This window comes from Microbacterium sp. E-13, assembly GCF_049912955.1.
Lineage (GTDB): Bacteria > Actinomycetota > Actinomycetes > Actinomycetales > Microbacteriaceae > Microbacterium.
In genome coordinates, this window is sequence record NZ_CP183973.1 from 2,329,875 (window position 1) to 2,349,387 (window position 19,513).

At 68.8% G+C, this 19,513-nt stretch carries 15 protein-coding genes, 1 other RNA gene and 1 pseudogene; 7 read left to right on the forward strand and 10 right to left on the reverse strand.

Annotation, left to right across the window (positions count from 1 at the left end; translation table 11 throughout):
* Positions 1 to 20 precede the first annotated feature (20 nt).
* From ACN9MP_RS10750 to ACN9MP_RS10790, 9 genes are all read right to left on the reverse strand, one after another.
* A complete protein-coding gene (locus ACN9MP_RS10750; protein WP_426320058.1) occupies positions 21 to 857 on the reverse strand; it encodes a carbohydrate ABC transporter permease in 837 nt (278 codons plus the stop codon).
* Complete coding sequence (locus ACN9MP_RS10755; protein WP_426325989.1) at positions 854 to 1,708, reverse strand: carbohydrate ABC transporter permease; 855 nt, start codon at positions 1,706 to 1,708, stop codon at positions 854 to 856. Before ACN9MP_RS10755 ends, ACN9MP_RS10750 begins: the two co-directional genes overlap by 4 nt.
* 146 nt (positions 1,709 to 1,854) lie before the next feature.
* On the reverse strand, positions 1,855 to 3,171 hold the full coding sequence (locus tag ACN9MP_RS10760) for an ABC transporter substrate-binding protein (protein WP_426320060.1): 1,317 nt from the start codon (positions 3,169 to 3,171) through the stop codon (positions 1,855 to 1,857).
* Positions 3,172 to 3,296: 125 nt separating this feature from the next.
* Complete coding sequence (locus tag ACN9MP_RS10765; RefSeq protein WP_426320062.1) at positions 3,297 to 3,968, reverse strand: signal peptidase I; 672 nt, start codon at positions 3,966 to 3,968, stop codon at positions 3,297 to 3,299.
* Positions 3,965 to 4,882: a hypothetical protein gene (locus ACN9MP_RS10770; protein WP_426320064.1), complete on the reverse strand. Its 918-nt coding sequence runs from the start codon at positions 4,880 to 4,882 to the stop codon at positions 3,965 to 3,967. The genes ACN9MP_RS10765 and ACN9MP_RS10770 overlap by 4 nt, the downstream gene beginning before the upstream one ends.
* Positions 4,879 to 5,484, reverse strand: a complete 606-nt coding sequence (locus ACN9MP_RS10775; RefSeq protein WP_426320066.1) for a hypothetical protein — start codon at positions 5,482 to 5,484, stop codon at positions 4,879 to 4,881. The genes ACN9MP_RS10770 and ACN9MP_RS10775 overlap by 4 nt, the downstream gene beginning before the upstream one ends.
* A 72-nt stretch (positions 5,485 to 5,556) precedes the next feature.
* Positions 5,557 to 6,129 carry an alternate-type signal peptide domain-containing protein gene (locus tag ACN9MP_RS10780; RefSeq protein WP_426320067.1) on the reverse strand — a complete coding sequence of 191 codons (573 nt, stop codon included), beginning with the start codon at positions 6,127 to 6,129 and terminating at the stop codon, positions 5,557 to 5,559.
* 267 nt (positions 6,130 to 6,396) lie between these two features.
* The gene (locus tag ACN9MP_RS10785; RefSeq protein WP_426320069.1) at positions 6,397 to 7,470 is read right to left on the reverse strand and encodes a glycoside hydrolase family 130 protein; all 1,074 of its coding nucleotides are present in this window, start codon (positions 7,468 to 7,470) and stop codon (positions 6,397 to 6,399) included.
* 51 nt (positions 7,471 to 7,521) lie between these two features.
* Positions 7,522 to 8,739, reverse strand: a complete 1,218-nt coding sequence (locus ACN9MP_RS10790; protein WP_426320071.1) for an ROK family protein — start codon at positions 8,737 to 8,739, stop codon at positions 7,522 to 7,524.
* Between the two features lie 119 nt (positions 8,740 to 8,858).
* Here ACN9MP_RS10790 and ACN9MP_RS10795 point away from each other — a divergent pair, with 119 nt between their 5' ends.
* From ACN9MP_RS10795 to ACN9MP_RS10810, 4 genes are all read left to right on the forward strand, one after another.
* A complete protein-coding gene (locus ACN9MP_RS10795; RefSeq protein ID WP_426320073.1) occupies positions 8,859 to 10,127 on the forward strand; it encodes an ABC transporter substrate-binding protein in 1,269 nt (422 codons plus the stop codon).
* 86 nt (positions 10,128 to 10,213) lie between these two features.
* Entirely contained in the window at positions 10,214 to 11,083 is an 870-nt protein-coding gene (locus ACN9MP_RS10800; protein WP_426325990.1) for a carbohydrate ABC transporter permease, read from the forward strand.
* Positions 11,083 to 11,997, forward strand: a complete 915-nt coding sequence (locus tag ACN9MP_RS10805) for a carbohydrate ABC transporter permease (protein WP_426320074.1) — start codon at positions 11,083 to 11,085, stop codon at positions 11,995 to 11,997. The genes ACN9MP_RS10800 and ACN9MP_RS10805 overlap by 1 nt, the downstream gene beginning before the upstream one ends.
* A 59-nt stretch (positions 11,998 to 12,056) precedes the next feature.
* Positions 12,057 to 13,748 (forward strand): glycoside hydrolase family 13 protein, encoded by a 1,692-nt coding sequence (locus ACN9MP_RS10810; RefSeq protein ID WP_426320076.1) that lies wholly within the window; start codon positions 12,057 to 12,059, stop codon positions 13,746 to 13,748.
* Between the two features lie 67 nt (positions 13,749 to 13,815).
* On the opposite strand, the gene ssrA is transcribed toward ACN9MP_RS10810, so the two are convergent.
* Positions 13,816 to 14,186, reverse strand: a transfer-messenger RNA (tmRNA) gene (ssrA, locus tag ACN9MP_RS10815).
* 215 nt (positions 14,187 to 14,401) lie between these two features.
* On the opposite strand from ssrA, the gene ACN9MP_RS10820 reads away from it, so the two are divergent.
* The 3 genes and pseudogenes from ACN9MP_RS10820 to ACN9MP_RS10830 all read left to right on the forward strand — a co-directional run.
* Complete coding sequence (locus ACN9MP_RS10820; protein WP_426320078.1) at positions 14,402 to 14,704, forward strand: trypco2 family protein; 303 nt, start codon at positions 14,402 to 14,404, stop codon at positions 14,702 to 14,704.
* Positions 14,705 to 14,710: 6 nt separating this feature from the next.
* Entirely contained in the window at positions 14,711 to 19,096 is a 4,386-nt protein-coding gene (locus ACN9MP_RS10825; protein ID WP_426320080.1) for a HEAT repeat domain-containing protein, read from the forward strand.
* A 27-nt stretch (positions 19,097 to 19,123) separates the two neighbouring features.
* Positions 19,124 to 19,258: pseudogene (locus tag ACN9MP_RS10830) on the forward strand (DUF2231 domain-containing protein); the annotation flags it as partial.
* Positions 19,259 to 19,513: the final 255 nt, after the last annotated feature.

Here is a 19,513-nt window from a genome sequence, read left to right on the forward strand (position 1 = left end):
CCGAAGGTCTCGCCGCCCGCTCAGCCCTTGACGGCGCCGAGGGTGAGACCGGCGACGATGTGCCGCTGCAGGATGAGCGTGAGCAGGATGACGGGGACCGAGTAGACCGCGGCCAGCGCGGTCATGCCGCCCCAGTCGAGGCCGAACTGGCTCTGGAAGTTCGCGATGACCACCGGCGTGGTCTGCGCCCGGACCGAGGTGAGCAGCAGCGCGAAGAGGAACTCGTTCCACGACGCGAGGAACGCGAAGATCGCTGTCACCGCCAGGCCGCCCGACACCACCGGCAGCACCACTCGCGCCATGGCCTGGAGCCGGTTGCAGCCGTCGACCTCGGCGGCTTCGCTCAGCTCGTCGGGTACGGCCTCGAAGAAGCTCGCCATCAGCCAGATCGAGAGCGGGAGCGAGATGGTGGTGTGTGCGATGGCGAGTCCGAACGACGTGTCGGTGAGCCCGAGCGTGCGCATCACCTCGATGAGCGGTGCCCCGACCGCGATGGTGGGCACCATGCGGGTCACCAGCGCCGCGACGATGAACACCCGACCGCTCGGGGTTCGGAACCTCGTGATCGCATACGCCGCGGGCACCGCGAGCACGAGAGACAGCGCGGTCGAGATCACCGCCGTGACGACGCTGTTGATGAGCGCGGCGGGCACCCCCTCGCGGGCCAGCGCCGAGACGTAGTTGTCGAGCGTCCAGACGTCCGGCCACACCGACGGGGGCACCGCGATGGCGTCCAGTGGCGGCTTGAACGACGTGAGCAGCAGGTAGACGAACGGGAAGCCGTAGAGGATGATCGCGGCGGCCAGCAGCACCCACAGCAGGATGCGGCTCTTTCCCTGGGTCTCGAGAGGATTCATCGTGCGCTGCCTCCCGGGCGCCAGATCAGCATGATCGCGGCGATGGCCACGGCCAGCATGACGACGAGGTAGACGGTGCCCATGGCGCTCGCAAGGCCCGGGTCGCCGAAGCGGGTCATGGTGCGGTAGATCAGCAGGCTGAGAGTGGTGGTGCTGCCCTGCGGTCCGCCGTCGGTCTGGATGAGGATGATGTCGAACGCCCGTGCCGCGTCGATGCCGCGCACGATCAGCGCGACGGCGATCACCGGGCGCAGGAGCGGGATGATGATGCTGAAGAGAATCCGCGGGTAACGGGCCCCGTCGATGCGCGCCGCCTCGATGACGTCGCCGGGGATGTTCTGCAGCCCGGCGAACAGCACCAGGGTAATGAACGAGGTCGTGAGCCAGATGTCGGGGATCGCGACCGAGAACAGCGCGATGTTCGGGTCGCTGAGCCACTGGATCTGACTGGGACTCGACAGGATGCCGGCCTCGTACAGCAGCTGGTTGACGATGCCGAAGTTGTCGATCAGCAGGAATCGCCACAGGAGACCCGCGACGACCGGCGCGATCATGAGCGGGTACATGAAGACGGTGCGGAAGACCGCAGACCGCCGGCCGAGAGCCGTGAACAGGAGGGCCACCGCGAGACCGAGCACGAACTCGGCCGCCACGACGAACACCGTGTAGACGACCGTGCGGATCGATGCCGACTGGAAGGCCTCCGACGCGAACGCCGTGACGTAGTTCGCGAAGCCCACGAACGTGCGCGGCGCCCCGGCGAACGGCGAGATGTCGAAGAAGCTGTCGTAGACGAACCGGACCAGCGGCCACAGCACGAAGGCGGCGAGGAAGAGCGCCGCCGGGGCCATGAGCAGCAGCGCGAAGCGGCGGTCGCCGGCGTCTTTGCTGAGTGGCCGGCCCGTTCGGCGGGTGCCCCGGGGCGGGGCGGCCGGAGCCGCCCCGACCCGGGTCGGAGGTGCAAGAGTCACCACGGGGTGCTTTCTGATCGGACCGTCTACTCGACGATCGACTCGATCTGAGACTTGGCGTCGGACAGCAGCTGTGCGGTGTCGGCACCCGGCTCGACGGCCTTCTGGAGCATCGGCACCAGCACGGAGTCGACGATCTCCTGCCACTGCGGCGTCGCGGGCCGAGGCAGGGACTGCGGCGACTCGAGCGTTTCGACCAGTGCCGGATAGTTCTCGAAGCCGGCTTCGCCGTCCTTGCTCTCGAACGCGCTCTTGCGGGCGACCAGGCCGAGGGACGTGTCGGCGGCGAGATCGTTGTGCTCGTAGGCGAACGCGATGAACTCCTTCGCAGCGTCCGCGTTGTCTCCGGATGCCGGCACCGACAGGTACCAGGCGCCGGGGACGCCCGCGACTCCGCCCGGGCCGCCGATCATCGGCGCGACGCCGATGTCGTCCTTCACGGGCGAGTCGTCGGGGGTCTGCCGGTACGCGTGCCCCCAGAACCGCATCATGGCGAGGTTGCCCTGGTAGAAGAGGTTCTGCGCGCCGGCCCAGTCGAGCTGCGCGGCACCCGACGGGGCGTACGGCAGCAGGCTGACGTAGTAGTCGAGGGCCTCCTGATGGGCGGGGCTGTCGATCGTCACCTCGCCGGTCTGCGCGTCGACGACCATGTTCTCCTCGCCGGCCTGGGAGACGGTCGCAAGCCACTCGGTCTCGACGGCACCCTTGACGTCGGTGCCGTAGAGGTCGACGGTGCCGTCGCCGTCGGTGTCGCGCGTGAAGAACTCCGCGATGTCGCGGTACTCCTCCCAGGTCGTGGGCGCCGCGAGCGGGTAGCCGTACTCGGCCTCGAAGTCGGCCATGTTCGCGGGGTCCTCGAACAGGTCGGTGCGGTAGAAGAGCACCTCCGAGTTGGTCCACACGGGCATGCCCACGAACGAGTCGCCGACCTGCGCCTCGCTCACCAGACCGCCGAAGAGGTCCGACTGCACGTCGTCGGTGAACAGGTCGTCGAGCGGGGCGAGACCCGGCGCGAACGCGGGCAGCCAGATCGCGTCGAGCGCGGCGATGTCGAACGACGGGTCTCCGGCCTGCAGTTCCGACGAGATGCGGTCGTAGAGGCCCGCGTACGGGAGCTCGACGAGCGTGATCTCGGTGCCGGTCTCGTCGGTGTAGAGATCGGCGATCGGCTGCAGTTCGGCCTTGCCGCCGCCTTCGACGACGATCGTGAGGCCGCTGGCGTCGGCTCCCGTGTTCGAGGCGCCGGCGCCGCAGCCGGACAGCGCGGTGACAGCGAGACCGACCGCTGTCACGGCGACGACCGCGCGGCGTGTGCGCGTCGTCGCTTGAATGCGAAGCTTCATCACTTCGACTCCATTTCCTGACGTTCAGTGGGGGTGGGCTAGGTGTGCCAAGACGTTTTGGCAAAACGTCTTGGCACGACGTTAGCGACCCCGTTTCCTCGCGTCAAGAAGGGATTGCACGCGTGTCAGCTGCGGGTGACCCGTGCACGACCAGGGACGGCGGCTGCGGCATCCGTCTTCCTCCGTCGATCGCGCACGGCACCGACGACCGACAACGCGGCGTACAGGAAGAGCCCGCCCGCGACGACCGCCAGTACGAGGGTGCGGTTCGACCCGTTGAGCACGTTGTTCACCCAGCCGAGAAGCGGCAGGCTGTACCAGAGAGTGCCGCGGATCTGCACGGGTCGCACCGGCACCGGGTCGACGGCGTCGTTGTTGTCACCCTTCGTGACGAAGGTGAGCTCGCCCGCGGCGTACGTCTTCGACACGACGCGGTGGCTCACCACGGCCGCCTCCCCCGAGCTGATCTGGTAGGTGATGACGTCTCCGACGCGGATCTCGTCCACGGGCGTCGGTCGGATCACGACGAGCGTTCCGGGGGGCAGGCCGGGCTCCATCGACTGGGTCAGCACCGTCATCGCGCTGCCGCCGATCACGACAGGCAGGCCGACCACGGCGACGGCCACGCTCAGCAGCAGCACGAGGATCGACGCGCTGATCGAGACGGCCAGGTAGTGCAGCAGGCTCTGCCCCTCGTCACGACGGCGGGCGTCGGCCCGCCGGGTTCGGCGCGACGACGGCTCGGCAGAGCGGAGCGTCGGGATGGCGGGCGTCGGCGCGGACGTGGAGAGGGTCATGGCATCACGCATTCGTACTTGATGTTGGCGTTTCCGACGGCGGTCCGCCGCACTGAGAGGGCCGAGCTGTCGGACGAGGCGGTGCCCGACGCGGTCTTCTCGGTGGCGACGATGCGGAGTTCGTGGACGCCGTCCGCGGCGATGTCCGTCGCGCCCAGAACCACCGAGACGACGGCGGCGCTGCTGCTCACTTCCTTCACCACGACGTTGGACTTGTCGACCACGCGGTACTGCAGGGTGGCGCCGGAGCTGCGATTGGCTGGGGCGTTCCAGCTCAGCTGCACTCCGTGTGGCGGGGCTTGCACACAGGTCGGGTTGCCCGCGGCGGCGAGGCCGTACACGGACTGGCTGAATGCGGCAGTGGTCGCCGTCGTGGTCCAGCTGGTGCCGACGGCTCCCCTCACCGCGAAGGTCGCCGTGAGGGCCTGCCCCGCCAGCGACGAGGGGCTCTGCGTGTCGAGCTGCGTGGCGACGCACACCACCACGGATGCGCCCGGCGCGAGCGTCCGCGCCGCGGCCGGCAGTGCGGGGGCAGCGTTGGCGAGAGTCGTGCTCTCCGCCGTTCCCGGGGCGGTGGTGCCGCAGGCGGTGCCGGTCCAGAGGCGCAGCGCGATCTTCCCGGCGAGGGCGCTGCTGCTGCCCGTGCCGAGCTGCGTGGCGAGCGCGTATGACAGCGGCGCCCCACCCGTGTTGGCGATCGTGAGCTGGCCGGCCGCTACGGCCGGGGTGCTCGTGTCGGCACGGTACGTCGTGGTGAGCCCGCCGGTGAGCTGCACCGTACCGGCGATGGTCGTGGACGATGCGGATGCCGACACCGACGCGCTCGCCATCCACGCCGCGGTCGCGCCGCCGGCGCTGCCGAGCACCGCCAGCGTGGCCAGCGCGGCGATGGGACCGAACAGGCGGCGGATCATCCGCGCACCTGCGTTCCGGAGACCGTGATGGTGAGAACGGATGCTGCTCCCCCGGCCGCCGCGGCAGGCGCGGTCTGCGGCAGGCCCACGCCGATGCAGAGCATCTTCTGAGCGCCGGGCGCGAGCGTCAGCCGCAGGTCGGAGCCGCTGGCGGCGCCGATGCCGGTCGTGATTGCGGCGGGGACGCGCCCAGCGGTGCAGTCGTCCGCCGAGGTGGCGGTGCCCACGGTGACGGCCATCGCGGTCGTGAACGGCGTGGCCGCGGTGGAGCTCTTCACCGGGTCGAGGGTGAGAGCCAGTGGGGTGCTGCCTGTGTTGCGAATCGTGGTGGGCGCGTAAGCCGTACGGCCGGGGTAGAGACCCGTGGCCGAGAGCTGGAGCGGAGTGGCGCTCAGGCCCGCCGAGCCGGCCCGCAGCGTCACCGCGGCGGCAGCGGGAGCCGCCGCCGTCCAGAGTGCGAACGTGCCGCCGCCGGCGAGGACGCCGACCACGATCGCGCCTGCCGTACCCAGTGCTCCGAGCAGCAGACGCCGGGGAGCCGCCGCACGGCGGGCGTCGCGCCGTTCGGCGTGGCGGCGGGTGCGGCGGGTGCGGCGGCTCATGGTGTGTCCTTGATGGGTCTCTGGACGGGGTGGAACCGAAGGCCCGCCTCCGGAGAAGCGGGCCCTCGGGGCCTACTTGGTGTTCTGCGTGAGGCTGACGGTGAGCTCGTCGAGCGTGACGGCACCGTTCATCGCGGCGTTGTTGCCGCCGACGACGTCGCCGTACGGGAAGGCGATGGTGACAGTGACGGTGACGTCCTGACTCACGACGTTCCCGGCCGGGGTGACGGTGAAGGTCGGGCCGGTGCCGGTGATGCCGGCGCCCGATGCGGTGAGGACCGCGGAGTCGGTGAGGTAGCTCGCGAGGGCGACGTCCGCGGGCTTCGTCGCGTCGGCGGGCGCGATCGAGGAGTCGGTCAGCGCGAGCGTCGCGCTCAGGCTGTCGCCCTCGGCGCCGACGTTCATGCTCTTCGTGTAGGTGAGGACGTCGCCGGGGACGATCGCGTAGTCCGCGATGTCGATCGCGGAGCCATTGGCGGTCCAGGTGCCCGCATCCTGCGACGCCTCGACGACGAGGTTGCCGGCGACGATGGAAGCGCCCTGCGCCGTGGCCGACGAGTTCCAGGTGGCGAACGTGCCCGCGCCGCCGAGCAGCAGGACCACACCGGCGGTGGTGGCGATGGAGGCCTTGACGATCTTCTTCATGAGAGTGTCCTTTCGCGGGTTGCGCCCGCTTGCGTTGTGAGGAGCGAGTGGTGCCGGCGGGCAGTCGGGGAGATTTCCGATCGCTCCTCGAGCACGTCCCCAGTCTTCGGCCCGCACCGCAAGGCACCCCCGAGCAGGCACCAGCGGATGCGCAAGATCGAGACAGGAATCCGGCCCGGCCTGGGAGCGCTTCCACAAGAAGCGCAAGATCAGCGCAAGACTCGGCGGAATGCGTGCTTCGAGACGAGCAGGTGGGGTGCCGGCGTGCTATCCGGTGCGCAGAAGCTCCGCGACACCGATCGACGAGTCCGCCATGCCGTAGAACACGAAGTGCCGGTCGCCGATCTTCTCGATCGCGGTGGGGAAGACGACGTTGCTCAGCGTGCCGTGGATCTCTTGAGGGGTCTCGGGCTCCAGAAGCGGCTCCGAGGTTCGCGCGATCACCTCCCGCGGGTCGTCCGCGTCGAGCAGCATCGCCCCGACGGCGTAGCGCGACCCGGGTGCGAGCGAGAAGCCCGTCGGCAGCTGGCCGGCGACCCCGTGGTGCAGCAGCAGCCACCCCTCGGGCACGCGCAGCGGAGGTGGGCCGGCGCCGATCTTGGCGGACTCGAATGCGAACGCCGGACCCGCCACCAAGGCCGAATCCTCGACGTACGTCAAAGCGGTGAGATCGCGCTTCGCCGCAGCCAGGTCGACATAGCCGATCCAGATCGACGCGCGCACGTCGTGGACACCGGCGGGCGGCCGCACGCCCTCCCCCGGCCGCAGCCAGTCGAGGTCCCACAGGGGTCTGTGCAGAAGGGCGAGCCTCGCCTCCCCGTCCGGACCTGGCACGGCCTCGGGGAAGAAGACGATGTCCTTGTTCGTGTACAGATTCAGGTCGGTGTCGAGTTCGGGCTGGTAGGCGAATCGCAGCGGACCGAGGCGTCGCCATGAGATCGTGTCGTGCGAGACGGCGAGCGCGGGCTTCGGACCGAAGGGCCCGAACGCGATGTACGACATCACGTGGATGCCGAGCGGTGGGAGGTACGTGATGCGCGGGTCCTCGACGCCGGCGTTCCGGCGCCCGTACTCCCAGCCCTCGTCCGGTGCCAGCACGACGCCGCGTCTCTCGACCGCGACCGGGACGCCGTCCTCGACGACCACGCGCGCGCGGGCGATGCGCGAGACGTTCGCACGGGCGACGATGCGGGGGTACAGGAAGAGCTCGCCGTCGCTCCACGCCGTTCCCGGGTTGAGGACGCCTTCGATCTCGAGCGGGTCGCTCACGTCGGCCGTCATGAGTGTTCCCCTCCGGCGCAGCACGTAGGGCACAGTCGCGGTGGTGTCGGGCTCGGTCATCTCGATCCTTCCCACAACTGGAGGTCCGCGATCTGCGGACTCCCCTCGCCGTCAGGCTGCGGCCACGAAAGCCGGCAGGTCCAGCACGCCGGAACGGGCAGCATCCAGCGCAGCACGAACCGCGCCCACCGAGACGATGTCGGCGCCCAGGGTCGAGGCGACGATCTCCGGCGCCGGCAGGTCGAGCTCCTCGGGCAGCGCATCCAGCGCAGCCGAGATCACCGGCCCCGCGCCCGCCGCCACCGCGCCTGAGACGACGATGAGGCGGGAGTCGAAGAGGCTGCCGAAGACACCGGCCACGATGGCCAGCGTCTCCCCCACCTGGGCCGCGATCGCAGCCGCGTCCGGATCGCCGGCAGCCGCCAGCGCGAGCACCGTCTTCCCGTCGATCTCACCGGCGTCCAGCCCGCGCAGCGCACTCGACCTGGACAGCGAACCGGCTGCCAGCGCCCGCCGAGCGAGGTCAGCCGCTCGGTACCCGAGCCCCCACGCCCCGTCCACCCCGCGGACATGGTCGAACGCCACCGTCTCCGCCGCCCCGCCGTGGGCGCCACGCAAAAGGCGCCCGTCCACCCACACGCCGGCGCCGAGGCGGTCGCCCGCGAGCAGTGTTACGAAGTCGTCGTATCCCACCGCCGCCCCGACCGCCCGCTCGGCCACTGCCGCCAGCGACGCATCGTTCTCGACCCGCACGATCGGTGCCCATTCACCGAACAGGGCCCGGAAGTCCGGGTTCATCCGGCGCCAGAAGTCATCGCGGTGGGGCGGCGAGACCCCGTCTCGATTCACCGGCGCCGGCACGCCGACGCACAGCGCCAGGACCTCACCCCGGGAGAGCCGGGCCTCGGCGAGCGCTTCGTCCACCACGCGCGCCGCGGCCTCGCGGCGCACGTCCGCCGCGTCCATGTGCGGGTCGAGCAAGAGGTGGCATACCGCGCGCTTCTCGCCGCGAAGGTCGGCGACGGTGGCGGTCAGACGCGACTGCCCGCCGTCCACGCCGACGACGAATCCGGCATCCGGCCGGAACGCGAACCTCCGCGCCGGCCGTCCCTTGCGGTAGTCCCCCGCCGCGCGCGCGTTCGGCAGCTCCGACAGGAGCCCGCGGGCCACGAGCTCGTCGATCACATCGATCGTCGTCGACCGCGTCAGGCCGACGCTCTCGATGACGTCTGATGCGGTGAAAGCCTCGGCATCCCAGGCGAATCCCAGCACAGCGTCGAGGCTCGTCCGACGGAGCGCGGCGGGCGTGAGGAGTGATGGTGACGTCAAGGACTTGACCTTTCGAGGGTTCTTCCTGCATTCTGGACCAGCACAAGTTGATTCGGTGGCTAAATCTAATCACTGAAGCAACGTGTCGTCACCACAACCACGGACAAAAGGACAACGTCGTGCCTGCAGCATCCGTCACCGTCCGCCGCGCCTGCGCAGCGGCCGCCGCCCTCGCGATCGTCGGGAGCTCCCTCGTCGCCTGCGCCGGCTCGTCGTCCGGCCCCGCCGAGGTGAGATTCCACCTCAGCAAGCCCGAGGCGATCCCGTACTTCCGCGACCTCATCAAGGAGTACAACGCCAGTCAAGACGAGGTCGAGGTCGTCTTCGACACCTCGTCGAACCTGCAAGCCGGATTCCTGCGCGGCAACCCGCCCGATCTCGGCCTGCTCAACTACAACATGGAGATGGCGCGCTTCATGGAGCGGGGCGCCCTCAGCGACCTGAGCGACATGCCCGAGGCCGACCGCATCCTCCCCGAGGTGCAGGATCTCGTCGATCAGTACGCCACCTATCCGGGGAGAACCAGCGTGCTGCCGTACTCGGTGATGGCGGCATCCGTGATCTACAACAAGCGCATCTTCGAGGAGCAGGGCCTCGAGGTCCCCACCACGTGGGACGAGCTCATCGCGGTCTGCGACGCGCTCAAGGCGGCGGGCATCACGCCCTTCTACGCCACCTTCAAGGATCCGTGGACGGTGGGCCAGGGCTGGTTCGACTACACGGTGGGCGGCGAGGTCGACGTGGCGGACTTCTACGAGCAGATGAACGAGCTCGGAACCGAGGTCGGCCCCGACTCCCCCGTGTCGTTCGAGAAGACCATGATCGATCCGGTGGATCAGATGGTGGAGCTCACCGAGAACTATACGAACGCGGATGCTGCGAGCCGCGGCTACGGCGACGGGAACCTGGCCTTCGCCAAGGAGGAAGCGGCGATGTACCTGCAGGGACCGTGGGCGTTCGGGGAGATCGACAAGACCAACCCCGACCTGGACCTCGGCACGTTCCCTCTGCCGATGACCGACGACCCCGACGACAACAAGGTGCGGGTCAACATCGACCTCGCGGCGTGGATCCCCGAGGCATCCGACCAGAAGGAAGGGGCACGCGACTTCCTGAGCTACCTCTTCCAGAAGGACGTGATGGACGAGTACAACGCCGCCTTCCTCGGCTACGGCACCACGACCGACTCCGCACCCGTGACCGACGAGCGCATCCTCGGCATGAAGGAGTACTACGACTCCGCGAAGTTCTACCAGGGCGCCTCCAAGGCGATCCCGCTGACCATCCCCACCGACAACTACATGCAGGGCATCGTCACCGGCGACGACCCCGAGCGGACGCTCGCACGGCTGGACGCCGACTGGGCCCGGCTGGCGCTGCGCCAATAGCGCGATACGAGAGGAACGCACTCATGGCAACCACCACGGCAGCCGTCACGGCGCCGAAGATCAACCGGCGCACCGGCGCGGCGACGATGCCGCGCACGCGCAGGAAGGTGGACGGGGTCTACTACGTCTACCTCCTGCCCGCACTGATCCTGTTCACACTGGCGATCACGATCCCCGCGATCATCGGCATCTTCTTCAGCTTCACCAATTCCATCGGGTTCGGCGACTGGCAGTTCGTCGGGCTCATCAACTACATCGCCGTCTTCACCGATCCCGCGATCCTGCAGAGCTACCTCTTCACCTTCTGGCTGGCCTTCGTCGTGGTGATCGTGGTGAACGTGCTCGCGTTCCTGCTCGCCGTGGGACTGGTGTCGCGGGTGCGCCTGAAGACAGGGCTGCGAACGATCTTCGTGATCCCGATGGTGATCTCGGGCATCATCATCGCCTACGTCTTCAACTTCCTGTTCTCCAACTCCGTGCCCGCACTGGGACAGCTCTGGGGCATCGGCTGGATGAGCGAGAGCATCCTCGCCAACCCCGACCTCGCGTGGGTCGCGATCGCGATCGTCACGGCGTGGCAGGCGATCCCCGGAACACTCCTGATCTACATCGCGGGCCTCCTTTCGATCCCCGGCGAAGTGTACGAGGCGGCCGACATCGATGGCGCAGGCAAGCTGCAGCAGCTGACGCGCATCACGCTTCCCCTCGTCTCGGGCTACGTGGTCATCAACGTGATCATCGGCTTCAAGGACTACCTCAACGCCTACGACATCATCGTCGGCCTGACGAACGGCGGCCCCGGCACAGCCACCCGCTCCATCGCCATGACCATCTTCACGGGCTTCTCGGGCGGCGACTACGCCTACCAGATGGCCAATGCGACGATCTTCTTCCTCATCGCGCTCACCCTCGCGCTGCTCCAACTCCGTCTCACTCGCGGAAGGAACGTGTTCTGATGACCACGCAACCCGCCCTCGCTGTCGAGGACATGACCGCCGAGCGCGTGCTCGCCGGCGACTCCCTCAGGCCCGCACGCTCCCGCTTCGCCATGGAGCGCGTCAACTGGCCCGGCACGATCGTGCTCGCCCTCTGCACGCTCACGGTGCTGGTGCCGCTCTACGTCACCGTCACGATGGCGTTCAAGACCCAGTCGCAGGCCGTCGACGGCAACGCCTTCACCTGGCCGACGCCATGGAGTCTCGAGGGATTCGGAGCGGCGTGGGAGCTGACGAACTTCCCGCGCGCCTTCACGGTCTCGCTGCTGATCACCGTCTTCACCGTGGCCGGCACCATCGTGCTCGCGGCGCTCGCGGCCTTCGCCATCTCCCGCAACTGGGACCGGAAGCTCTTCCGATATTCGTTCTACTACCTGCTCGCGGCCCTGTTCCTGCCGTTCCCGGTGGTGGCGCTGCCGCAGATCCAGCTGACCGGCCTGACGGGCCTCGACAACCCCGCCGGGGTGATCATCCTGAAGATCATGTTCGGCCTCAGCTTCAGCATCCTGTTGTTCACGGCATTCCTGCGCTCGATTCCGGCCGAGCTGGAAGAGAGCGCACGGATCGACGGCGCCAGCACCAACCAGACGTTCTGGCGGCTCATCTTCCCGCTGCTGGCCCCGATGAGCGCCACCGTCGGAATCTTCGCCTTCCTGGCATCGTGGAACGACTTCATGATGCCGTCGCTGATCATCTCCGATCCCGCGCTGCAGACGCTTCCCGTGGTGCAGAACATCTTCCAGACTCAGTTCAGCAACAACTACAACGTGTCGTTCGCCTCGTACCTCATGGCGATGGCACCGGCCATCATCGTCTACCTCTTCACCCAGCGATGGGTCGTGGAAGGCGTCACCCAGGGAGCCGTCAAGGGCTGAGCCCGCGGCATCCTCCCCCTCGCCGGAAAACCCACCCCTCTGAAAGGAACCGCGTCCCCGTGACGACTGTGCACTCCGCACCCCTGACCGCCAAGCTCAACGACCTCGAACTGCCCGCCTGGTGGCGGCAGGCAGTGGTGTACCAGGTGTATCCGAGGAGTTTCGCGGATGCCGACGGCGACGGCATCGGCGACATCCGAGGCGTGACCTCGCGCGTTCCGTATCTGAAACAGCTCGGGATCGACGCGGTCTGGCTGAGTCCGTTCTATCCCTCGGCGCTGGCGGACGGCGGCTACGACGTCGCGGACTACCGCGACGTCGACCCCCGCCTGGGCACTCTCGACGACTTCGACGAGATGCTCGCCGCGCTCCACGAGGCGGGTATCAAGGTCGTGGTCGACATCGTGCCGAATCACACCTCGGACCAGCACGCATGGTTCCAGGAGGCGCTGGCCGCCGGCCGCGGCTCGGCCGCGCGGGCCCGCTACATCTTCCGCGACGGGACCGGGCCCGACGGCGCGCATCCGCCCGCCGACTGGGTGTCGGTCTTCGGCGGGTCGGCCTGGGAGCGCGTCGCCGACGGGCAGTGGTACCTCCACAACTTCGCCGTGGAGCAGCCGGACCTCGATTGGTCGAACCCGGAGGTGCGCGCCGACTTCGTGAAGACCCTGCGCTTCTGGTCGGACCGCGGCGTCGACGGCTTCCGCATCGATGTGGCGCACATGCTCACGAAGCACTTCGTCGACCCGCTCCCCTCGCAGGCGGAACTCGACGCGATGCCGCGCGACGGCAACCACCCGATGATCGACCGCGACGACGTGCACGAGGTGTACGCGGAGTGGCGCGAGGTCTTCGACTCCTACGACCCGCCGCGCACGGCTGTGGCCGAGGCCTGGGTGGAGCCGTCCCGCATCCCGCTGTACGCGCGCGCAGAGAGCCTCGGCCAGGCGTTCAACTTCGACCTGCTCGAGGCCGACTTCGACGCCGCGCAGTTCCGCCGCATCGTGGGCGACAACCTCGCACTCGCCGCGAAGTCGGGCTCGTCCACGACGTGGGTGCTGTCGAACCATGACGTGGTCCGGCATGCCACGCGCTATGGTCTCCCCGACGCCGACCGCGATGAGAAGGGTCGGCCGGCACGCAAGCACGGCAACGAGTGGCTGCTCTCGGGTGGCACCACCCCGGTGCTCGACCGGGAGCGGGGCCTGCGTCGCGCCCGCGCCGCTTCCCTGTTCGTGCTCGCACTGCCCGGTTCGGCCTACGTCTACCAGGGCGAGGAGCTGGGCCTCCACGAGGTCGCGACGATCCCCGACTCCGAACGGCAGGACCCGACCTTCTTCCGCAGCCCCGGTGAAGACGTGGGGCGAGACGGATGCCGCGTGCCCCTGCCGTGGTCGGCCGAGGGTCCGTCGTTGGGCTTCGGCGAGGGTGGCGCGCATCTGCCACAGCCCGCGTGGTTCGCGGAGTACGCCGTGTCGGCGGAGGACGACGACCCGCGGTCGACGCTCGCGCTCTACCGTCAGGCGCTGGCGCTTCGCCGCCTGCTGCAGACCGGTGAGTCGCTGGAGTGGATCGACACCGGGCGGGACGACGTGCTGGGATTCCGCCGACCCAACGGCTGGACGGTGTTCACCAACTTCGGCGAGACGCCGTTCCAGCTGCCCGACGGCGGGGCGACGTCACTCTCGAGCCACCACTTCGAAGGGCACGAGCTCCCCGGCGAGACGACCGTCTGGATCTCGGGCGCCTGACAGGAGAAGGCCCCGGTTTCCGCGGCGGACGCGGAAACCGGGGCCTCAACTCCGGTGCGACAGCGGTTGGTGGAGATGGGGGGAATCGAACCCCCGTCCATCGCTGAGTAACTGCGGTTTCTCCGGGCGCAGTCTGTGCGAGCGTTCTACTCGGCTCCGACCTTTGTCACAGACACCTAAGTCGACGAGCCCAGCCTGATAAGAGTCCCGCGTGACGCTCAGGCGTCGTCACGCAGCAAGATCCCTAGATGACGCCAATACCCGTGACGGGATCAGTCACGGATTGACGGCGTCGGGCTCGCTGCTCAGGCAGCGAGGGCGAACGCGGACTGCTTCTTTTCGGCAGTTATTGGTTTGCAGAGGGCGTTTACGAGACAACCCTGCATCCTCGGCCCGCTTCACGCAGATTCGCAGGCGATGTCGAAACCGATCATCCCCCGGTCCTCTGTGGGAGGAGTTCCTTCTTGCGAAGGGCCGCTGTCACACTGTGGAGTTGCCATCCTCGGGCGCCGAAGCACCCGAGCACATCAGAATACAACGGATGCTCCGCCCCCGCCATTCCCGCATGCTCCGGGTATCTAGCCGAGTGAGCGGGCCTCTACTACCGTGTGCGTCAACGAAGGTCCCGACGGCGCACGGAAGGGCGGCGTTCGATGAATGAGATCGGGCTCGTCGAAACGATCAGCGCTCTGAGAGCCGAACTCGCGGAGGCGGTCGAGAACGGCCGCGACACCGACATCCAGTTCCCCGTCACCGGCGTGGAGATCGAGTTCCACGTCGGCGTGACGCGTGGCGGAGAGGGAAACGCGGGCGTGAAGTTCTGGGTGGTGGAGCTGGGCGGCTCGGCCAGCCTGCAGCAGGAGAGCGTGCAAACGGTCACCATCACATTGGGCGCGCCGGTGGACAGGAGCGGCGTGCCGATCCGGGTCACATCGATGACGAGCGAGGGGCCGTGATGCACCATGGTCCCGGTCGGCGATGAACACGACATCGTCCTGAGCGACCGCGTCGTCGAGGTGTGGCGACGACGGGCCGACTCCGGCGGCGACTGGAGCGTGGGCTCGGGATTCCTCATGCGCGACCACTACGTGCTGACCGCTGCGCACTGCGTCGACGCGACAGGTGAACTGGTGGTGAAGTTCCGCGGATCGACCCGCTGCCCTGCCCGGCTCTGCAGGCTGCCCAGCGGCCTGCCCGCGATCGACGAGGAGGCGGACCTCGCGATCCTCGATGTGTGGCTCGACGGGGCCTCGGACTTTCCGCCGGTCGCGCTCGCTCGCCTGAACGACAAGCCGACGCTGCGCAGCGCGAACCTCGAGGAGTGCGTCGCCTTCGGGTTCCCGACGTTCCAGGAGAAGGTGCGCGACGGGATGCGCGTCCGGGAGTCCGTGCGCATCGACGGGTACATCCCCATGGGCGAGGGCGCGGTCGAGGGTCTCCCGACCCTGCGCGTGCGTGACGCACCGGAGAGCCCGCCGGTTCCGGTCACCGACCTCGGCCGGTCGCCTTGGAGTGGAATCTCGGGCGCGGTGGTGTTCTCGCGAGGCGTCGCGATAGGTGTGATCAGCGAGCATCACGCGCCAGCGGGACTGAACGGCCTGACGGTCGTTCCCCTCAGCCGGCTCGACTCCGCCACCGAGAGCCGAGGCTGGTGGGAGCTCCTGGGCGCTGATGACCCCGGCGCCATCGCGACGATACCCGCTGACGAGAAGGTGGACGCCGGCCCCGAATCAGATGCGGAAGTGATCGCCCGGTACAAAGCGCTGCTCCGGCGGTCGCGCCAATTCGAACAGCTCGTCACCCCGTTCGTCGCACTGCCTGCCGAGTTCTACCTGCCGCGCCTGCTGAGGCCGACGGCCCCCGCCGGATCCGGCCCGGGGCAGGCCGCGCCGGACGAGCCCGTACAGTCTGCGGAGGCCGTGGTCGATTCGGAAGAGCGGCTCGTGATCACGGCACCGGCCGGCATGGGCAAGTCGGCGCTGCTGCACGAGCTGGTGCGTCGATTCTGCAGCGACGAGCTCGAAGGCGTCCCGGTGTTCGTGCGCCTGCACGAGTTCGCTCGACGACATCGGGGGCGCGACCTCATCACGTTCGCCGTAGAAGAGTCGCTGGGTGAGACTCCCGACCGGGCGGAGATCGAGCGCATGATCGGCGCGCTCCGACGACTCACATCCGACGCAGGCACGGTCTTCCTGCTCGATGGGCTGGACGAAGTGCCTCTTCGGCAGCAGGAAGAGATCCTCGCTCGCGTTCGCACCCTGCCACGATTCGTGCTGACGTCGCGCCCCATGAGCCGCCTGAATGTGCTTGCCCAGGCGCCGGTCTACGTGATCGATCAGCTTCAAGACAGGGATGTCGCGCAGTTCGTGGGCATCTGGGCAGCGCACGACCCTGCGACTGCCGAACTGCTCACCCGCATTCGCGACGACGACGACCTGGCCGAGATCTCGCGTCTGCCGCAGCTGCTCACCCTGATGTGCTGGCTGGTGGCCGAAGCGGCCGACCTCGGCGAGCACAACCGGATCGGCATCGTATCGGCCGCCGTCGACGAGGCGCTGAATCGTGCGCTCCGACTCTCGGATCTCACCGAGGGCTCGGAGGAGACCGTCCCGCGCCGCGCTCGAGACGGGCTCCGCCGGGCCGCACTGGACAGCTTCATCGCGGGCGACGGACTGCAGCTCACCTTCAGCGGCGACCGTCTGCTTTCCATCATGGAGGGCGTCGGCGGCCAGGAGCCTGCCGGGCTTCTCTTGAGCTTCGCCCGACGAAGCGGGCTGATCGTCGCTGCCGGCGGCTCGGCGAACGACTTCGAGTTCCTCCATCAGGTCTTCCGGGCGCAGCTCGCCGGCGAGGCACTGGCGGCACTGGCCGATCCGGCTCCCGCCATCGACGCCCTCCTCGGTCGGGGCGGCGGCGAAGACGTCCTGGCGGCGGCCGTCGCCCGTGGCCCGGCTTCTCTTGCGTCCCTCATCCTCGAGCGCGCCGCGGTGGGACCGCAAGACATCTTCCGGATGAACTGGAGGCTGGCCGCACTGAGCCTCGAGGGGCTCACCGATCTGCGCCGTCTCGACGCCGACACGCGCCACTGCGCCGACGAGATCCTCGCCGGGGCGAGCGAGTGGTGGTCTCGCGCGCGCTTCGCACCCGTCGTCCACGCGCTCCGGACCGACTACATGCGGGGCCGCCTTCGTGAGTGGATCTCGGACGCGGAGCCGTTCAAGAGGTGGGCGGCCGTCGAAGGACTCAAGTTCCTCGGCGAGGGCGAGGCCGTGCCGGCTCTGATCGAACGGCTTCCCCTCGAACCGTGGGGCGCGATCCAGACATCGATCGTGTCGGCACTGGGGCGCCTCGGCGATCGGGCGGCGATCGCACCGATCTGGCACTACTTCGAGAGCCAGCGCGGACAGGACTCCCTCGCCGACTTCCACTCGATCGGAGAGAGCCTCGCGCGACTGCATGCCGACGACGCCATCCGGCAGCTCATCGCGACCGACGACGACGAGGAGGCGGTCGACGCGATGATCGGGGCACGCCGGTTCGCAGACCCCGAACTGGCCGACGAGATCCTGGCGACCCTGTCCAGCCGCCGCATCACGGTGAACGACCAGGGCGCGATCGATCACTACGTCGAACTCGCCGGCCGGCCGGATGCGACGACCGAGCAGAGGCTGGATGCGGTCTACGCGCTTCGCGGCGCCGGCTCGCAGGCCGCCGCCGACGAGCTGCTCAACATGATGGTGTACGCGACCGACGACGAGGTTCACGACGAGGCGGCTCGCGCGCTCGTGGACCTCGAAGGCGACGTCTCGTTCCTGGACGTCATCCAGTTCGTCGTGGACCACCTGCTCGCCGATGACGGCGACCTGCGGATCCTCGGCGCGTGGGCTGTGCTCCTGCTCTGGGATTCCGCCGCGCAGGACGCGTTGCAGAACCTCGAGTTCTCGGGGCTGCGGGATCCTCTGAACGCGCTGCTCGATGACGACGAGGCCGCGGTACGCCTGGCGGCCGCGATCCTGATGCTGCTCATCCAGGTAGATGCGCCGGAGCCTGCCGGGGACGACGCCTCCGATCCGTCCGCGATCCTGCAGGACTCTCTCGGCCACGAAGAGCCGGCGATCCGAGCTGCAGCCGCGTCCGCGATCGGCTTCTTCGGGATCACCACCCACTCCCTCACGGATGCGATCGCGAACGACCCGGACCGGCGGGTGCGGCTCGTCTCGCTCACGGCGTTGAGCCGGCTGGGCGGCGAGGCGGCGGATCAGGTGGTCGTCCGGGCGCTCTCCTCGGACGACCCCGACATCCGCGCCGCTGCGGCCTCCGCCCTCGGGCGGCATCAGAATGCCGATGCGATGGACGCGATCGCCGATGCCCTCCCTTCGGAGCCCGACCCGCGTGTCCAGGCCGAGCTACTGGACTCGGCCGCGACCTTGAGCCCGTTCCTCTCCCTGCCCTCTTTCATCGAGGAGGCCGGTCTGCGCGCCCTGAGGGACACCGACACGCGAGTGCGGTCGGCCGCCGCGCGGCTGGCGGGCGCAGCATCGATCTCCGCGGCGTCGCCGATCCTTCACGACATGATGAGGGATGCCGATGAGGAACTCGCCGGCGAGGCGGCGGATGCCTTCGGGCGCGTGGCATCGAGGGACGACCTCATGCGACTCGTCGACGAGATCCCGGCGGCGGGCTTCGGAGGATCGCTGATGGACGGGCTCGCCGAAGGCGTCCGGACGGCCGACGACATCACGCGCCGCGCGGTGATGGAGCGTATCGAGGCCACCGGCGGAGTCGCGCTGGCCAGTGACGCGGCGGTGGTGATCCAGTATCCGAATTACACCTACCGTCTGCTGGTGCATTCCGAGGAGCAGGCCGGGGGGAGCACGATCGAAGACCTGTCGGACGCTGATCCCGCGCGCCGCTTCGCGGCGGTGCAAGGCTTGGCCGCGAACTGGGATGCCTCCGGCGTTCTGGGGCGGCTCGTGCTCGCAATGCTCGACCCGCATCCCATCGTGGCTGACAGTGCCGCTTCGGTGATCGCCGAGGTCTCTCGCGATCGCACGCTGGACCGACTCGACGACGAGAGCGTGGCGCTGATCAGGGGCGGTGACTCTCTGGTGAGCGTGATCGGGTTGCTGGATTCGGGCGGTACGGCAGCCACCGCGGCCGCGTGGCTGCTCGCCGAGCCCGTCTTCCTCCCCGATCTGATGCGCGCTCACGCCCGCGGCCAGGAATCGACGCGGCGAGTGCTGTGGGACATGGCCGACCGTCATCAGCTGCGACTTCTCCCCGACGGCACAGCGCGCCTCGTCTCCGGTCGCGTCGCCGAATGGGATCAGCTGCCTGCCCTGCTGTAGAGCCGGGCGGCGGGCACACAAGGAGTCATCAATCTTCTCGTGCGGCTTTCGGCCGACGATGACGACGAGGTCAGCATCTGGGGCCTAATCCTCACGATCGTGGGGCTCGCCGCACTGGGCGTCTCGGGATGGCTCGGCGGCAAGCTCTCGCACCGCTACGGCGTTCGCGTCGCAGACGGCGCGAGACGAACACCGTCGACAGCGTCGCGGTCGCGATCGCGCCGAGCGCGAGACGGGCACCGGGCGACCGCCATCCGCCCACGACGGGACTCGCCGTACCCGGAGCGTCCATCACCGTGCCGGCATGCGGCATCCGCCCTTCGAAACGCCCCCTTGACACCGCCACCAAACCGCACGACAGCACCGCCCCACGCCCGCCCACGGTGCTATCGCGCGTTCTCGCGGAGGACCCCGCCC

Bases quoted from the DNA above. Each gene is read 5' to 3' on its own strand.
- ACN9MP_RS10780 (WP_426320067.1), bottom strand. From the start codon at position 6,129: ATGAAGAAGATCGTCAAGGCCTCCATCGCCACCACCGCCGGTGTGGTC.
- ACN9MP_RS10765 (WP_426320062.1), bottom strand. From the start codon at position 3,968: ATGACCCTCTCCACGTCCGCGCCGACGCCCGCCATCCCGACGCTCCGC.
- ACN9MP_RS10750 (WP_426320058.1), bottom strand. From the start codon at position 857: ATGAATCCTCTCGAGACCCAGGGAAAGAGCCGCATCCTGCTGTGGGTG.
- ACN9MP_RS10805 (WP_426320074.1), top strand. From the start codon at position 11,083: ATGACCACGCAACCCGCCCTCGCTGTCGAGGACATGACCGCCGAGCGC.
- ACN9MP_RS10785 (WP_426320069.1), bottom strand. From the start codon at position 7,470: ATGACCGAGCCCGACACCACCGCGACTGTGCCCTACGTGCTGCGCCGG.
- ACN9MP_RS10820 (WP_426320078.1), top strand. From the start codon at position 14,402: ATGAATGAGATCGGGCTCGTCGAAACGATCAGCGCTCTGAGAGCCGAA.
- ACN9MP_RS10825 (WP_426320080.1), top strand. From the start codon at position 14,711: ATGGTCCCGGTCGGCGATGAACACGACATCGTCCTGAGCGACCGCGTC.
- ACN9MP_RS10760 (WP_426320060.1), bottom strand. From the start codon at position 3,171: ATGAAGCTTCGCATTCAAGCGACGACGCGCACACGCCGCGCGGTCGTC.
- ACN9MP_RS10775 (WP_426320066.1), bottom strand. From the start codon at position 5,484: ATGAGCCGCCGCACCCGCCGCACCCGCCGCCACGCCGAACGGCGCGAC.
- ACN9MP_RS10770 (WP_426320064.1), bottom strand. From the start codon at position 4,882: ATGATCCGCCGCCTGTTCGGTCCCATCGCCGCGCTGGCCACGCTGGCG.
- ACN9MP_RS10800 (WP_426325990.1), top strand. From the start codon at position 10,214: ATGCCGCGCACGCGCAGGAAGGTGGACGGGGTCTACTACGTCTACCTC.
- ACN9MP_RS10755 (WP_426325989.1), bottom strand. From the start codon at position 1,708: ATGGCCCCGGCGGCGCTCTTCCTCGCCGCCTTCGTGCTGTGGCCGCTG.